Origin of the sequence: Reyranella sp. (assembly GCF_965229815.1) — a bacterium.
In the GTDB taxonomy this organism is placed as follows: domain Bacteria; phylum Pseudomonadota; class Alphaproteobacteria; order Reyranellales; family Reyranellaceae; genus Reyranella.
In genome coordinates this window covers 2418553-2432815 of the sequence record NZ_CBDDJN010000006.1, presented here as the reverse complement: position 1 = coordinate 2432815, position 14263 = coordinate 2418553, and the positions used below count along the sequence as shown (strand labels likewise).

Genomic DNA, 14263 nt, shown 5'->3' with positions numbered 1-14263 from the left:
GACGACTTGAGATCGATCACCATCCTGCCGGGGGTGCGCCACTCCATGGCGCTCTTCCCTGGCGCTTCCACATCCCTTGAGCGCCCCGGCGAGGTTGTGAAGCTATCGGAGCGCGGACCTCCAGGTCCGCATCAGGTTCATGAGCGGGCCTGGAGGCCCGCGGTCCAGAAGAGCATGACGTGCCTCGGGAGTGGCGCGCCCCGAGCAATGAGTCGACCGCATGTCATCACACTCTAGGGGCCCGGCCGACGACGAGCCCGCGGCGCTGACGGCGGCCGAGCGCGCGCTCGAACGCTTCGCCAACGCGCTCATGTGGGTGGGCGGCATCGCGCTCACCCTCATGATGCTGCATATCTCGGCCGACGTGCTGGGCAAGTACCTGTTCAACCGGCCGATCATCGCCACGCTCGAGATCGTCACCTGGTACTACATGGTGGCCACGGTCTTCCTGCCGGTGGTCTACATCCAGATCCACAAGAAGCACCTCATGGTCGAGCTTTTCACCCTGCGCTGGCCGCCGCGGCGCATGGCGAAGCTCGAGGGCATCGTGGGAATCGTCGGCGCGATCTATGTCGGGACGCTGGCCTGGCTGACTGGCGAACATGCCGCCGTCCAGACCGCGGCCGGCGAGATCCAGGACGCCACCTTCTTCGACCTGCCGGTCTGGCCGAGCCGCTGGCTGCTGCCGGTGGCGATGACGGCCATGGCGCTGGTCTTCGCCACCCAGGCCTGGCGCGACCTGCGCTTCGGCCTCCACGGCCGCGGCAAGCCCTCGCTGCAGCCCAAGTCGACGATCGATGTGCCGGTGGAGGAAGCGTGAGCAACCTGACGGTCGCGCTGGGTGCGCTCGCTATCCTGCTGGTGCTGATCGGGCTGCGCGTGCCGATCGGGCTGGCGCTGGGCGGCGTGTCGCTGATCGGCCTGATGATGGTGCGCAGCACCGAGGCGGCGCTCGGCATCTTCGCCGACCTGCCGTTCGAGTTCGGCGCCAACTGGTCGCTGTCGGCGGTGCCGATGTTCCTGTTGATGGGCTCGATCGCCTTCCATACCGGGCTCACCGGCAGCCTGTTCAAGGCGGCCCAGCTCTGGCTGAGCGGCCTGCCCGGCGGGCTCGCGGTCGCCACCAACTTTGCCTCGGCGGGCTTCGCCGCGGCCTCGGGCTCGAGCCTCGCCACCGCCGCGGCGATGGGCCGGCTGGCCATCCCCGAGATGCTGCGCATGCGCTATGACCCAGCCCTCGCCACCGGCGTCGTCGCGGCATCGGGGACGCTCGGCTCGCTGATCCCGCCCTCGATCCTGTTCGTGCTCTACGGCTGGTTCACCGAGACCTCGATCGGTGCCCTGCTGATCGCCGGCATCCTCCCCGGGCTGCTGACCGCGGCGGTCTATACGGTGATGATCATCGGCCGCTGCATCGCCAATCCCTCGATCGCGCCGCGCGTGACCCAGACCGTGACCTGGGGCGAGCGCTTCCGCGTGCTGGGCGAGATCTGGCCGATCCCGCTCCTCGTGCTGGGCGTGATCGGCAGCCTCTATTCCGGCGTCGCCACCGCCACCGAGGCGGCGGCGGTGGGCGCGCTGGTCGCGCTGCTGATCGCGCTGGGGCGCGGCCGGCTCACCTTCCAGGTGTTCAAGGCCTGTGTGATCGAGACGCTGGAAAGCACGGCCAGCATCTTCTTCGTGGCGATCGGCGCGCTGCTGCTGACGCGCCTGCTGGCGCTGGCCGGCGTGCCGACCATCATGGCCCAGTCGGTGACGGCGATCGGGCTGGACCCGTTCTACCTGATCATCGGCGTCTCGGTGATCTACCTCATCCTGGGCTGCTTCCTCGATCCGCTCGGCCTGATGCTGCTCACCCTGCCGGTGTTCCAGCCGATGTTCGAAGCCGCCCATCTCGACCTGATCTGGGTCGGCGTGATCGTGGTGAAGTACATCGAGATCGGCCTGCTGACGCCGCCGGTCGGCCTCAACGCCTATGTCGTCAAGGGCGTGGTCGGCGACGCGGTGGCACTAACCACCATCTTCCGCGGCCTCACCTGGTTCCTCGCCGCCGAGGTGGTGATCATGGTGCTGCTGATCGCCTTTCCGGAGATCTCGACCTACCTGCCGTCGAAGATGATGCCCTGACCGGCGGGTGCCCCGGCACGCCGGACGGTGTAGGCTTCGGCAAAGCCACGGAGACCCGCCATGCCTGTCGTCGATCCCGCGACGCTGCCCGAGATTGCCATGCGCGAGGGCATCACCGGCAAGTGGATCGCGAGCCGCGAGCGCGGCGCGGGTGGTGTCGGCGTGCTGGCCAATACCGTGCAGCCGGGCGCCGGCGCGCCGCTGCACCGGCACGAGCACGAGGAGGTGATCCTGGTCGAGGCCGGCCGCATCTGGGTCGAGATGGGCGGCCCGCGCCTCGAGGCGACGCCGGGCCAGTGCGTGATCATCCCGGCCGGCACGCCGCATGCCTGGGGCAACGACGGGCCGGAGCCGCTGCGCGTCCTCTTCGTCTGGAACTCGCCCGACCCCTTCGCGCCGGGCCGGAGCACCTATCTCGAAGGTGCGCCGCCGGCGGTGGCCTGAGCCGCCGTCACAGCTTGGCGCCCGAGGCCTTCACCGGCGCCTGGAAGGCCTGGACCTGGTCGGCAACGAAGACCCCGAATTCGGCCGGGGACATGGGCTTGGTCACGAAGCCGAGCTCGCCCAGCCGCTCGACGATTTTGGGATCGGCGAGGACCGCGGCCGCCGCCTTGTGCAGCCTGTCCTGCGCCGCTGGCGGCATGCCCGCGGGGGCGGAGATGCCGACGAAGTTCTCGGCGACCAGCTTCGGATGGCCGAGCTCGGTGACGAGCGGAACGTCGGGCGCCGACGGCGCCTTCTGGGTCGAGGTCAGCGCGATCATGCGCAGCTTGCCGTCGCGGGCGAGCGGCAGAACCTCGGTGAGCGTGACGACCGCGAAGTCGAGCTGGCCCGCCATCATGTCCTGGAACATGGGGGCTGCGCCGCGATAGCCGATATGCTCCATGTTGAGCGCGAGCTCGGCCTTGAACATCTCGCCGATGATGTGGCCGATCGAGCCCTGGCCGCCCGAGCCGAACGGCACCGGCTTGCCCTGGCCTTTGATCCAGGCGACCAGCTCCGGCATCGTCTTGGCGGGCACGGCGGGCCGGACCACGAAGGCATTGGGCACCGACCCTATATAGACGACGTGCACGAAGTCCTTGACCGGATCGTAGGGCGGCTTGTCGAACAGGTAGGGCGCAATCGAGATCGGCGCGGAGTTCGACAGCATCAGCGTATGGTAGTCGTCCTTGGCCGCCAGCACCGCGTTGGCGCCGATGGTCGTGCCGCCGCCGGGCTTGTTGTCGACGACGACGGTCTGGCCAAGCTTCTCCGCCAATGGCCCCGCGACGACGCGCGCGGCAGCGTCCGAGGCGCCGCCGGGCGGGAAGGTGACGACGAGCTTGACGGGCCGGGCGGGCCATGGAGCCTGCGCCGAAGCGGTGCCGGCGAGTGCCAGGCCGGCAGTCATTCCCAGCAAGTGCCTGCGTGCGATCATCGTTTCCTCGAGCGGTATCCGCCGCCGGGGAAGCAACGATCGTGCCCTTCAGGCGCCGCCACGGAAAAGTGAGAAGCCCCAGGGCGTCATCTTGAGCGGCAGGTGATAGTGCTGCGCCAGGTCGGCGACCCCGAAGCGATAGGGCACCGTCTCGAGGAAGGCCGGCGAAGGGACGACGACCCCCTGCGCGCGATACCAGTCCCCGATATGGAAGACGGCTTCGTAGATGCCTACGACGGGTGTCGGCGCGTCGAGCGTGCCCGGCGCTGCGGTCCCGCCGTCGACCAGCAGCGTTCCGTCGGGGCCGCGGACCTCGATCCGGAGTCCGGCGGCCGGAAGGCCGCGCGAGACGTCATAGGCGTGGATCGAGATGCCCGGCACGGGTCGAGGCGGCCTAGTTGAACCGCACGTACTCGAAGTCGGCCGGCTGGTTGTTGATGCCGCGCAGCGGAGGCGCGATCCAATTGGCGAACTTGGCGGGCTCGGTCACGGCGGGGCCCATCAGCGAGGTCACGTAGGCGCGGTCCTCGTCGGTCGGCAGCCACTTGTGCTCGTTCGCCTTCCACTCGGCCTCGCTCAGGACCTTGCCCTCGGGCGAGACGCGCAGCTCGGCGAAGGCGCCGATGCGGCGGTTGAAGGCGCGGTGCGGCAGGCGCAGCTCGAAGTCGATGCCGGCCTGCTGGATCACGCGGTTCCAGCGCAGCAGGCCCTTGGCGCAGTCCTCGACATAGTCGTTGCGCAGGCGCTCGTTGAGCGCCGACAGCGCCGGCACGGCCCTGCGCACGATGCGCCCGCCCTCGGCGGTGTCGATGTCGAAGCTGGTGTCGGTCAGCACGTGGTCGTCCTCGATGCGCGTCTCGAGGTAACGGCCCTTGACGCCCATCGTGTAGTAGTTGGCCGCGTTGGTCGACGCTTCCTGGCCGAACAGGTCGAGCGACACCGAGAAGTGGAAGTTGAGGTACTTCTGGATGGTCGGCAGGTCGATCGCGCCCAGGCTGCGCACGTCGTCGGTCTTGTGCTCCTTCATCAGGTCGCAGGTGCGCTGGACGATGCGCTGCACGCCGGTCTCGCCCACGAACATGTGGTGCGCCTCCTCGATCAGCATGAAGCGGCAGGAGCGCGCCAGCGGATCGAAGCCGGATTCGGCCAGCGAGGCGAGCTGATACTTGCCGTCGCGGTCGGTGAAGTAGGTGAACATGAAGAACGACAGCCAGTCCGGCGTCTTCTCGTTGAAGGCGCCGAGGATGCGCGGCTTGTCGGGATCGCCGGAATGCCGCTCCAGCAGCATCTCCGCCTCCTCGCGGCCGTCGCGGCCGAAATAGGCGTGCAGCAGGTAGACCATGGCCCACAGGTGCCGGCCTTCCTCGCAGTTGATCTGGAAGACGTTGCGCAGGTCGTAGAGCGAGGGCGCGGTCTTGCCGAGCAGGCGCTGCTGCTCGACCGAGGCGGGCTCGGTGTCGCCCTGGGTCACGATCAGGCGGCGCAGCGTCGAGCGCAGCTCGCCCGGCACCTCCTGCCACACCGGCTTGCCCTTGTTGTCGCCGTAGGCAATCACCCGGTTGGGATCCTGTCCGGCGAGGAAGATGCCCCAGCGATAGTCCGGCATCTTCACGTAGCCGAAGTTGGCCCAGCCGTTGGCCTCGGCCGAGATCGCCGTGCGCAGGTAGACGTCGTAGTTCAGGGTGCCGTCCGGCCCCATGTCCTTCCACCAGTGGAGGAAGCGCGGCTGCCAGTTCTCCAGCGCGCGCTGCAGGCGCCGGTCGCTGGCGAGGTCGACGTTGTTGGGGATGCGCTGGGTGTAGTCGATGGCCATGTCTGCCTCCTCACCTATGCCCGCTTGCGGTCGTACTTGGATTGCTTGCCGGTGCCGTAGAGTTTCAGCGCGCCCTCCGGTCCGGTGGCGTTGGGCCGCTGGAAGATCCAGTTCTGCCAGGCCGAGAGGCGGGCGAAGATCTTGGTCTCCATGGTTTCCGGGCCGGCGAATCGCAGGTTCGCTTCCATGCCGATCAGCCCGTCGGGCGAGAAGCCGGCGCGCTCCTCGATGGCGAGCCGCACCTCGTCCTCCCAGTCGATGTCGTCGGGCGTGAAGGTGACCAGGCCGAGCTCGTCGGCCGTCTCGGCGTCGAAGACCTCGCCGACCTCTTCCTCGAGCTTCTCGACATGCGCGGGCTCGGCGAGGAAGCGCGTGGCGAGGCGGGTCAGGCCGTTGCCCATCGGGTAGGGGCCGAAGTTCATCGCCGTCAGCCGCACGGTGGCGGGCTCGACGTTCGACCCCTCGAACACGCCGTCGAGCATGTAGGAGCGGTCGGCCGCCAGCGCGATCTCGAGCAGCGTGCCGGCGAAGCAGGAGCCGGGCTCGACCAGGGCGATCAGGCTTCGCGAGCTGACGTCCAGGCGCTTCAGGGTGCGCTTCCAGTAGAGCACGATCTCGTGCACCAGCCAGTTCGAGGCCTCCCTGGCCAGCAGCGCGTCGTAGGCCTCGACCAGATCACCATCGCCCTGGCTCAGCAGGACCCAGGTGCCGATCTCGGTCTCGTTCAGGCGCAGATGCATCATGGCGTCGTCGAGCTCGCGCGCCAGCGCCAGCGGCCAGAAGGCGGCGCCCTGGGCATGGATGGCGTCGGCGTCGGCCGGCGGCGCGGCGGCCGGACCCATGACGCGCAGGCGCGCGGCGCGCTGCTCGCGGTCGATCTCGACGGTGAGATGGGCGTAGCGGATCGTGTCGCCCTCGACCGTGCGCTCGACGTCGGGCAGCGCGATGCCCTTTGCGTCCTTCGGGCGGCTGGACTTGCCGGCAATGCCTTCGGCGATCTTCTTCGTCTCGTCGGCGAGCTTGCTGGGCGGGATCAGCGTGTCGACCAGCCGCCAGTCGCGCGCCCGCTTGCCACGGAGGCCCTCGGCCGTGGTGCAGAAGAAGTCGGCATGGTCGCGACGCACCAGGCGCTTGTCGACCAGCCGCGTCAGGCCGCCGGTGCCGGGCAGCACGGCGAGCAACGGCAGCTCGGGCAGCGACACCGCACTCGATCCGTCGTCGGCCAGCAGGATCTGCTCGCAGGCCAGCGCCAGCTCGTAGCCGCCGCCGGCGGCGATGCCGTTGATCGAGCAGATGTAGGTCTGGCCGGAATGGGCGCTGGCATCCTCGATGGCGAGCCGCGTCTCGTTGGTGAACTTGCAGAAGTTGACCTTGTGGTCGTGGGTCGAGAGACCGAGCATGTTGATGTTGGCGCCCGAGCAGAAGATGCGGTCGCGCTGCGAGCGGATGACCACGGCGCCCACCTCGGGATGCTCGAAGCGCAGGCGCTGCACGGCATCGGCCAACTCGATGTCGACGCCGAGATCGTACGAATTGAGCTTGAGCTTGTAGCCGGGCCGGAGACCGCCATCCTCGTTCACGTCCATCGTCAGATAGGCGACGCCGTTCTCGAGGCTGAGCTTCCAGTGGCGATAGCGGTCGGGCGAGGTCCTGAAGTCGATGGGCGCGGCTTCGGCCATGGCGTTTCCTATTTGGGTAATTCGGTACTGAAATACGTATTTACTTTCGCCCGCGCAAGTTCATTCTGTCCACCCTGCCATGGTCGCGATCCGCCCCGCCCAAGTCACTGATCTCACAGCCGTTTCCGCCCTCGACCGGCGGCTGACCGGGATCGACAAGCCGGACTATTGGGGGTCCATGCTGACGCCCGACCGGCATTTCCTCGTCGCCGAGACCGACGGCGGCGGCCTGGCCGGCTTCATCGTGGGCGAGATCCGCGCCTTCGAGTTCGGCCAGCCGGCGGCGGGCTGGGTGTTCGCCATCCAGATCGATCCGCGACGACGGCTGAAGGGCGTCGGCACCGCGCTGTTCGAGGCGCTGGCCGAGCGCTTCCGCGCGGCCGGCGTGCGCCGCGTGCGGACCCTGGTCGACCGCCGGGACCACCTGATCCTGTCCTTCTTCCGCGCCCAGGGCATGGTCGCGGGCCCCTCGCTGCAGCTCGACAAGGAGCTGCCGTGACCGGCGCGAGCGCGGGGGCGGGACCGTGAAGCTGCAGACCGGCACGCGGCTTGGCCTCTATGCCGTGCTCGAGCTGGCGCGCGATCCCGCGCGCACCCTGTCGGCGTCCGACCTCGCCGAGCGGTTCGGCGTCTCGCCTCATCATCTCGCCAAGGTGCTGCGGGCGCTGGCCTCGGCCGGGCTGGTGCGCGGCGGCCGCGGTGCCGCCGGCGGCTACCGCTTCATCGGCAACCGCCGGCGTGTCACGCTGATGGACATCGTCGCGCTGTTCGAGCCGGCGCCGGGCCGCCGTGGCCGCGAGCCCGGCGACGACACCGACATCGGCCGCTCGCTGCAGCGCGTCCTCGACGAGATCGACGAGATCGCCGAGGCGACCTTGCGGTCGATCAGCCTGGAGACCATGCTGAAGCCGAGGCAGTGATGCGCGGCGCTGTGATCGTCCTCGGCATGCTGGCGGTCCTGGTCGGGGCGACCGACGTTGGGGCGCGCGACTGTGCGGCCGCGGGCCGGTCGGTCGATGCCGGCTATGCCCGCTACAACGAGGAGGATCGCGCAGACGAGGCGCTGCGGCTGAAGCGGGCCGAGGGGCTGGCGGCGCGGCAGGACGGCCGGCTGCGGCTCAAGCTGGATGGCGGCCGATCGATCGAGCTGGCCGACTGTCCCTACGGGCGGGACGCGCGCTGGTACCTGTTCGAGCGCTACGACCGGCCCGGCCGCTTCTACGTCGTGCGCACCCAGTCGCCCGACGACTTCTCCTACACGCTGGTGATGATGCCGACGGGCGAGCGGGTGACCGTCCACGGCTCGCCGGTCTGGGCCTCGGAGAAATCGCGCTTCCTGACCGTCGCCTGCTCGCTCCAGCCGCCGCGCGCCGCGCTGCACATCCGGGCCCCGGCCGGCGACACGCTCGAGACCGAGGCGACGTTCCCGCTGCCCTGTGATACCGAGAGCTGCTCGGCGCGCTGGGACCGCGATACCTGGATCGCCGTCACCTGCGTGCCCCGCGACGGCGGCCGGAAGGGCGCGGAGTACGTGGTCATCCGCAACAAGGACGGTGAATGGAACAGGTTCGGCCGCTGAACGGCAGGGGTGCGATCGTGCGGCTGGTGATGCTGCTCCTGTCGCTGGCCATTGCCGCCGGCGAGGTGCAGGCCGACGAGCGCGGCGAGACGCCGCTTCCGCTCTGCGCGCCCCGGAACTGGAACGAGGTCGAGGCTTGGCGCGACTGGGCCAGCAGCACGCTGAAAGCCAACGACGAGGCCTGGGCGGAGGAGGCGAAGCGCTACGCCAACAACCGCGACGTCTGGCGCTGGCACGAGCGGCTGTTCATCGCCTGGCAGGGCGGCAATGTCGTGACGCTGTCGGACTGCCCGTTCGACGACACGATGTACGCGTTCCTCTACGAGCGCTACGACGAAGCTGGCTGGTTCCATATCGTGCGCGCCAACTACTACGAGGACTTCGCCTACGCGCTGGTCAGCCGCCGCACCGGCCGCGTCCACACGATCCCCGGACTGCCCGTCTGGTCGCCCGACAAGAAGCGCTTCGCCTGGAGCGCCTGCGATCTGCTGAACGGCAAGGACGACCTCGCCATCATGTCGCCGGCCGGCGACGGGCTGCGCACGGAGATCGCGACCAAGATCCCGTGCGGCCTGGGTGACTGCCGGCTGAGCTGGACTGCACCGACCGTGCTCGTTGCCGACTGCCCGCGGGCCGTCGAGCAGGGCAACCAGCGGAGAGTCCTGCGCCTCACCCTGGACGGCGCCAGCTGGCGCGAGACGATCGGGGAGCGGTGATCGGTCCGGGCCGATCCAGGCCGGCGCGCTGCGACGACCGGGCGCGACGGCCGATGCCGGGCGGGTCACGACCGCCGGGAATTCTGTGGTATGGCTGGGGCGTGCGCTGACAATGTTCGCCGCCGGGGCGCAGGCGCCGGCGAGCCAGCCGAGGAGAGTGCCATGGTGCGAATGACGGCCGTGATCGTGGCGGCGACGCTGGGCCTGGCGGCCGCCGCGTGGGCCGACGTGAAGTCGGGCGATGCCTGTGCGTCCAACCTCTCGCCGGCCGGCAAGTCGATCTATGCCGCCGTCGTCGCGGCCAACCCGACGATCAAGACCTTGCGCGAGAGGGCACGCTCACAGGTCCGCAGCATGGTGGCGAGCGGCAAGATCTCGGCCGACGCCGCCGAGGCCAACGGCATCCTCGCCGCCGAGTGCGTGCGCGTCCGCCTGCAGTAGGGGAGCCGGCCCAAAGGCCCCTGGCTGCGCCCGGGGTGACAGGAGGGCAGGCGTGTCGGCTTCGAGTCCACGCACCTCTGTCATCCTGAGCGCAGCGAAGGATCTCATGCCGTTGGCAAGCGGCGATGAGGTCCTTCGCTGCGCTCAGGACGACAGGTAATCGGCTATGTCATCCCGAGCGGAGCGAGGGACCTTTGGGCTTAGAGGGCGGATCTCAAGGTCCGGAAGAAGAGGTTGCCGGCGGATCAGGCCTTGGCCCAGCCGTCGCGTGTCTGCGGCAGCTTCTTCTTGAGGAGAGCGCCGGCGACGACGTTGCGCAGGACCTCGGCGGTGCCGCCGCCGATGGTGAACATGCGGACGTCGCGGGCCATGCGCTCGAGCGGCAGTTCGCGCGAGTAGCCGCGGGCGCCGAAGAACTGCAGGGCGTCGTTCACGACCTGGATCGCGTTCTCCGACGTGAAGACCTTGGCCTGGGCGGCCAGCAGCATGTCGGGGAAGCCGCCTTCGCCCGAACGCGCGGCGTCGTAGACCAGCGCCTGGGCGGCGCGCAGCTTGATCGACATGTCGGCCAGCTTCCACTGCAGGCCCTGGAACTCGTTGATCGGCCGGCCGAACTGGTGGCGCTCCTCCGACCAGTCGAGGGCGAGCTGATAGGCGCCCTCGGCGATGCCCAGCGCCACCGTGGCGGCGCCGACGCGCTGGCTGTTGTAGGCGTTCATCAGGTCGGCGAAGCCCTTCTTCAGGCCGCGCGGCGGGATCACCAGCGCCGACGGCGGCAGCTCCATCTCCTCGAAGTCGATCACCGCCTCGGGGATGCCGCGCAGGCCCATGGTGGGTTCGCGCTTGGTGATCCTGAGCCCCGGGGTCTCGTCGCGGATGGCGAGGAAGCCGCCGATCCCTTCCTCCTCGCCCTTTTCGTCGTAGACCTTGGCGAAGATCAAGTGCAGGCGCGAGACGCCGCCGCCGGTGATCCAGTGCTTGCGCCCGTTCACGACATAGCGGTTGCCCTTCTTGTCGGCGCGCGTCGTCATGCCGTTGGCGTCGGAGCCCGCCTCGGGCTCGGTGATGCAGATCGCGGGCTTGTCGCCGGCCAGCACCATGTCGGCGGCGAGCTTCTTCTGCTCGTCCGAGCCGTAGGCCATCACCGCACTGATGGCGCCCATGTTGGTCTCGACGGCGATGCGGCCGGTGACCGAGCAGGCGGCCGACAGCGCCTCGATGACCAGCACGGCGTCGAGCCAGGTCTTGCCCTGTCCGCCATACTGCTGCGGGATCGTCATGCCGAGGAGCTTCGCATCCTTCAGGAGCTCGACATTGTCCCAGGGATACTGCTCGGTGCGGTCGACCTCGGCGGCGCGCGTCGCGACGGGGCCCGCGGCCAGCTCGCGGACGCGCGCCTGCAGCTTGACCTGGTCGGGGGACAGTCGGGAGGCGTTCATCATGGCGTTTCCTGGCCGTTGGGGTCGATGCTGTAGACGGCGTCCGCTTCGAGGCGGCCGCGCACGACCACGCTGCCGAGCGGGCTGAAGACGAACCGCTCGCCGCAGGCCTGGCGCGTGCTGTCGGAGACGAGAATGCGCGTGCCGTATTCCTTGTTCAACTGCTCCAGCCGCGACGCGAGATTGACCGTGTCGCCCAGCAGGGTGAAGGACACGCGCTTGCCGGCGCCGACCGATCCGCCGACGACGCGGCCGGTGCAGATGCCGATGCGGGTGGCGAAGGCGACGCCGAAGTCGCCGAACGTCCGGCCGCCGACCGCGCGCTGGATGTCGATCGCCGCGCTCACCGCGGCGCAGGCATGGTCCTCGCAGGCCAGCGGCATGTTGAAGGAGGCGAACAGACCGTCGCCGATGAAGGTGTTGACCACGCCGCCGTGACGCTGGATCGGCGCCAGCACGGTTTCGAGATAGTCGTTGAGGGCGGCCACCAGCTCGTCGGGCGACAGGTGCTCGGCGATGGTGGTGAAGCGCTCGATGTCGGTGAACAGGATGGTCGCCTCGCGCGTCTCGCCGGCCAGCACGCCGTCGCCCTCGCGACGCAGGATGGTGGTGGCGACGCTCTCGTCGACGTAGCGGCCGAAGGTCTCGCGGATGCGCTCGCGCTCGCGCAGGCCCTCGACCATGGTGTTGAACTGCGCGGTCAGGGCGCCGACCTCGTCGTTGGAGGTCACCGGCACCCGCTGCGAGAGGTCGCCCTCGGTCACCTTCACCATGGCGCCCGAAAGGTTGCGGATCGGCCGCAGCAGCGAGCGGGTGATGAAGAACGAGGCGATGATCACGCCCATCAGCGCCACGCCGACGTCGTTGCTGATCTCGAAGCGCAGCCGGTCGGGATCGGTGTAGGAGAAGAGGTCGACGATGACCGCCGCCAGGGGCGCGATCGAGATCACCACCAGGGCGACGATCAGCTTGGTGCGATAGCGGCCGAAGAACAGGCCGAGATTGTGGCCGGTGGTGCGGAAGATGAAGGAGCAGAGGTCGGTCAGGTAGTCGCTGATCACGAAGTACGTGTAGGTGAAGTAGAAGACCGGCACGATCACGCAGAGCGAGATGAAGTCGGCGATGGTCGGCCGCGGCACATCGGCCAGGGCGGCATCGTCGAAGACCATCGCCGCGCCGAGGCGGGCCAGGGTGAGGACCAGCGTCAGCAGACCGACGGTGCGGGCGGTCAGCAGCGGCAGCTGGGTCAGGCGGCGCTGGATGGCATCGAAGCTCGACTTGCCGTGCAGGAACCGGTCGATCGGCGCGAAGAGGTAGAGGCTCAGCAGGAAGTTGGCCCCGCCCAGCAGCAGCAGGCTGCCGGCGATCGAGCGCGGCGCATAGGGCCAGGCACCCGTCAGGGCCACGAAGATCAGCGAGGAGGCGAGGTCGATGACGGTGACCGATGTCGCCCCCAGCAGGTAGCGCCGCCGCAGGGCGCGGATCGCCGCGGCGGCATCCGGCGCCGTCATGCCGCCAGGCCGACGCTGTAGACGACCACCTCGCCCAGATGGCCGCGTATGTCGGTCTCGCCCAGCCGCTCGCAGGCGGCGGTCGCGCCGGCTGCCAGTACCGTGCTCTCGGTGGCGAGGATCCGGCTGCCGAAGCGCTTGTTGAGCTGCTCGACCCGCGAGGCGATGTTCACTGCGTCGCCCAGCAGCGTGTAGCTCAGCCGGTTGTCGGCGCCGACCGTGAGGCCGATCACCGTGCCGGTGTTGATGCCGATGCGGGTGCGCAGGCTGGCGACTCCGTCGACGGGGTGAACGGCGAGGACGCGCTGCAGCTCGAGGGCCGCCGCGATCGCCGCCGCCGCGTGGTGCTCGCAGGGCAGCGGCAGGTTGAACGAGGCGAACAGGCCGTCGCCGATGAAGCTGTTCACGACCCCGCCATGGCGCTGGATGACCGGCACGACGGCGGCGAGATAGGCGTTGAGCAACTCGCCGACCCGGGACGGCGGCAGCCGCTCCGAGAGGCCGGTGAAGCCCTCGATGTCGGTGAACATCAGCGTCGCCTCGGCCGTGATGTCGGTGACCCGCCCCATGCCGCGGCGGTCGTCGAGGATCTGCGCGGCGATCGACTTGTCGACGTATTTGCCGAACGTGTCGCGCAGGTACTCGCGCTCGCCCAGCCCCTCGACCATCTCGTTGAAGCGCCCGGCGGCATGGCCCATCTCGTCGTCCGACGTGACCGGCAGGCGCACGCCGTAGTCGCCCTCGGCGACCTGGCGCAGCCCGTGGTCGAGCCGCTCGATCGGCCGGTTGAGCGCATGGTTGAGCCAGAAGATGATGAAGATCGTTCCCGACACCGAGGCGACCACGTCCATCGTCGCCTCGCGCACCAGGCGCTCGCCATGATAGCTCGCGATGTCGGCGCTGAGCAGCAGGATTCCGGAGAAGGCGACGAAGATCAGCGCGACGGCGATCTTGCGCCGGAAGCGCCCGTGGAAGACGTGCAGGTTGACGCCGCGCGTGGCGAAGATGTGCTCGCACAGGAGGTCGAGGTAGGCGCTGACGACGAAGAAGGCGACCAGCACCGTGAAGGAGGTGACCACGATGAAGGTCGACACCGCGTCGAACCAGGTCGGCATCTCGACCATTGCGCCGAACTGGATGTCGAGCCGGCGCGAGAGCAGGCGCAGCGCCATCATCGGCGCATAGCAGAGCGCCACGGCCGCGCACGACCGAAGCGGCAGCAGGGTCAGGGCCTGCTCGATCTCGGCGAACGCGACCTCGCCCGCCAGGAAGCGCCGGATCGGACGGATCAGGAAGAAGCTCGCCACCCCGATGCCGACCAGCAGGAACGCGGCCGAGAGCGCCAGCATGGGCGGCAGGATCTGCGGCGCCCGGTAGATGGCCGCGTAGGACGCGAGCGAGACCGCGTCGATCGCGAACGGCACGGCCATCGCCAGGTAGTAGCGGCGCACGACGGGACCGGAGTCCTCGTGCGCCGCCGCGTCGGTCACGGCGGTCATGCCGCCGGATATAGAGCGGATCGCGGGCGGGCGGAACCG

At 69.2% G+C, this 14263-nt stretch carries 15 protein-coding genes; 8 read left to right on the top strand and 7 right to left on the bottom strand.

Annotated elements, in window-relative coordinates; all coding sequences use genetic code 11:
- Nucleotides 1-220: 220 nt before the first annotated feature.
- The 3 genes from ACO073_RS22965 to ACO073_RS22955 are packed head-to-tail and all read left to right on the top strand — an operon-like array spanning nt 221 to nt 2571.
- Nucleotides 221-820 (top strand): TRAP transporter small permease subunit, encoded by a 600-nt coding sequence (locus ACO073_RS22965; RefSeq protein ID WP_422000615.1) that lies wholly within the window; start codon nt 221-223, stop codon nt 818-820.
- The gene (locus ACO073_RS22960; RefSeq protein WP_422000613.1) at nt 817-2127 is read left to right on the top strand and encodes a TRAP transporter large permease; all 1311 of its coding nucleotides are present in this window, start codon (nt 817-819) and stop codon (nt 2125-2127) included. Before ACO073_RS22965 ends, ACO073_RS22960 begins: the two co-directional genes overlap by 4 nt.
- Nucleotides 2128-2187: 60 nt before the next feature.
- Nucleotides 2188-2571, top strand: a complete 384-nt coding sequence (locus ACO073_RS22955; RefSeq protein ID WP_422000611.1) for a cupin domain-containing protein — start codon at nt 2188-2190, stop codon at nt 2569-2571.
- Between the two features lie 7 nt (nt 2572-2578).
- Here ACO073_RS22955 and ACO073_RS22950 read toward each other — a convergent pair whose 3' ends face one another.
- From ACO073_RS22950 to boxC, 4 genes are read right to left on the bottom strand one after another with little or no spacing between them, the layout of a single operon-like run.
- Nucleotides 2579-3547 (bottom strand): Bug family tripartite tricarboxylate transporter substrate binding protein, encoded by a 969-nt coding sequence (locus ACO073_RS22950; protein ID WP_422000610.1) that lies wholly within the window; start codon nt 3545-3547, stop codon nt 2579-2581.
- 48 nt (nt 3548-3595) lie between these two features.
- Nucleotides 3596-3928 carry a hydroxyisourate hydrolase gene (locus ACO073_RS22945; RefSeq protein ID WP_422000608.1) on the bottom strand — a complete coding sequence of 111 codons (333 nt, stop codon included), beginning with the start codon at nt 3926-3928 and terminating at the stop codon, nt 3596-3598.
- A gap of 13 nt (nt 3929-3941) precedes the next feature.
- Nucleotides 3942-5360: a benzoyl-CoA 2,3-epoxidase subunit BoxB gene (gene boxB, locus ACO073_RS22940; RefSeq protein ID WP_422000606.1), complete on the bottom strand. Its 1419-nt coding sequence runs from the start codon at nt 5358-5360 to the stop codon at nt 3942-3944.
- Between the two features lie 14 nt (nt 5361-5374).
- Nucleotides 5375-7039: a 2,3-epoxybenzoyl-CoA dihydrolase gene (boxC, locus tag ACO073_RS22935; RefSeq protein WP_422000605.1), complete on the bottom strand. Its 1665-nt coding sequence runs from the start codon at nt 7037-7039 to the stop codon at nt 5375-5377.
- 178 nt (nt 7040-7217) lie between these two features.
- Here boxC and ACO073_RS22930 point away from each other — a divergent pair, with 178 nt between their 5' ends.
- The 5 genes from ACO073_RS22930 to ACO073_RS22910 all read left to right on the top strand — a co-directional run bounded on the left by ACO073_RS22930 (nt 7218) and on the right by ACO073_RS22910 (nt 9775).
- A complete protein-coding gene (locus ACO073_RS22930; protein ID WP_422000603.1) occupies nt 7218-7538 on the top strand; it encodes a GNAT family N-acetyltransferase in 321 nt (106 codons plus the stop codon).
- A gap of 25 nt (nt 7539-7563) precedes the next feature.
- Complete coding sequence (locus ACO073_RS22925; RefSeq protein WP_422000601.1) at nt 7564-7959, top strand: Rrf2 family transcriptional regulator; 396 nt, start codon at nt 7564-7566, stop codon at nt 7957-7959.
- A complete protein-coding gene (locus ACO073_RS22920) occupies nt 7959-8618 on the top strand; it encodes a hypothetical protein (RefSeq protein WP_422000600.1) in 660 nt (219 codons plus the stop codon). Before ACO073_RS22925 ends, ACO073_RS22920 begins: the two co-directional genes overlap by 1 nt.
- The gene (locus tag ACO073_RS22915; RefSeq protein WP_422000599.1) at nt 8597-9334 is read left to right on the top strand and encodes a hypothetical protein; all 738 of its coding nucleotides are present in this window, start codon (nt 8597-8599) and stop codon (nt 9332-9334) included. The genes ACO073_RS22920 and ACO073_RS22915 overlap by 22 nt, the downstream gene beginning before the upstream one ends.
- 162 nt (nt 9335-9496) lie before the next feature.
- Nucleotides 9497-9775: a hypothetical protein gene (locus tag ACO073_RS22910; protein ID WP_422000597.1), complete on the top strand. Its 279-nt coding sequence runs from the start codon at nt 9497-9499 to the stop codon at nt 9773-9775.
- Between the two features lie 245 nt (nt 9776-10020).
- On the opposite strand, the gene acdA is transcribed toward ACO073_RS22910, so the two are convergent.
- The 3 genes from acdA to ACO073_RS22895 are packed head-to-tail and all read right to left on the bottom strand — an operon-like array spanning nt 10021 to nt 14224.
- Entirely contained in the window at nt 10021-11214 is a 1194-nt protein-coding gene (gene acdA / locus ACO073_RS22905; RefSeq protein ID WP_422000595.1) for a 3-sulfinopropanoyl-CoA desulfinase, read from the bottom strand.
- Entirely contained in the window at nt 11214-12725 is a 1512-nt protein-coding gene (locus ACO073_RS22900) for an adenylate/guanylate cyclase domain-containing protein (RefSeq protein ID WP_422000593.1), read from the bottom strand. Before ACO073_RS22900 ends, acdA begins: the two co-directional genes overlap by 1 nt.
- Nucleotides 12722-14224, bottom strand: coding sequence for an adenylate/guanylate cyclase domain-containing protein (locus tag ACO073_RS22895; RefSeq protein ID WP_422000592.1), 1503 nt, complete (start codon nt 14222-14224; stop codon nt 12722-12724). Before ACO073_RS22895 ends, ACO073_RS22900 begins: the two co-directional genes overlap by 4 nt.
- Nucleotides 14225-14263: the final 39 nt, after the last annotated feature.

Bases quoted from the DNA above. Each gene is read 5' to 3' on its own strand.
- ACO073_RS22965 (WP_422000615.1), top strand. From the start codon at position 221: ATGTCATCACACTCTAGGGGCCCGGCCGACGACGAGCCCGCGGCGCTG.
- ACO073_RS22955 (WP_422000611.1), top strand. From the start codon at position 2,188: ATGCCTGTCGTCGATCCCGCGACGCTGCCCGAGATTGCCATGCGCGAG.
- ACO073_RS22950 (WP_422000610.1), bottom strand. From the start codon at position 3,547: ATGATCGCACGCAGGCACTTGCTGGGAATGACTGCCGGCCTGGCACTC.
- boxB (WP_422000606.1), bottom strand. From the start codon at position 5,360: ATGGCCATCGACTACACCCAGCGCATCCCCAACAACGTCGACCTCGCC.
- boxC (WP_422000605.1), bottom strand. From the start codon at position 7,039: ATGGCCGAAGCCGCGCCCATCGACTTCAGGACCTCGCCCGACCGCTAT.
- ACO073_RS22930 (WP_422000603.1), top strand. From the start codon at position 7,218: ATGCTGACGCCCGACCGGCATTTCCTCGTCGCCGAGACCGACGGCGGC.
- ACO073_RS22920 (WP_422000600.1), top strand. From the start codon at position 7,959: ATGCGCGGCGCTGTGATCGTCCTCGGCATGCTGGCGGTCCTGGTCGGG.
- ACO073_RS22915 (WP_422000599.1), top strand. From the start codon at position 8,597: ATGGAACAGGTTCGGCCGCTGAACGGCAGGGGTGCGATCGTGCGGCTG.
- ACO073_RS22910 (WP_422000597.1), top strand. From the start codon at position 9,497: ATGGTGCGAATGACGGCCGTGATCGTGGCGGCGACGCTGGGCCTGGCG.
- acdA (WP_422000595.1), bottom strand. From the start codon at position 11,214: ATGAACGCCTCCCGACTGTCCCCCGACCAGGTCAAGCTGCAGGCGCGC.
- ACO073_RS22900 (WP_422000593.1), bottom strand. From the start codon at position 12,725: ATGACGGCGCCGGATGCCGCCGCGGCGATCCGCGCCCTGCGGCGGCGC.
- ACO073_RS22895 (WP_422000592.1), bottom strand. From the start codon at position 14,224: ATGACCGCCGTGACCGACGCGGCGGCGCACGAGGACTCCGGTCCCGTC.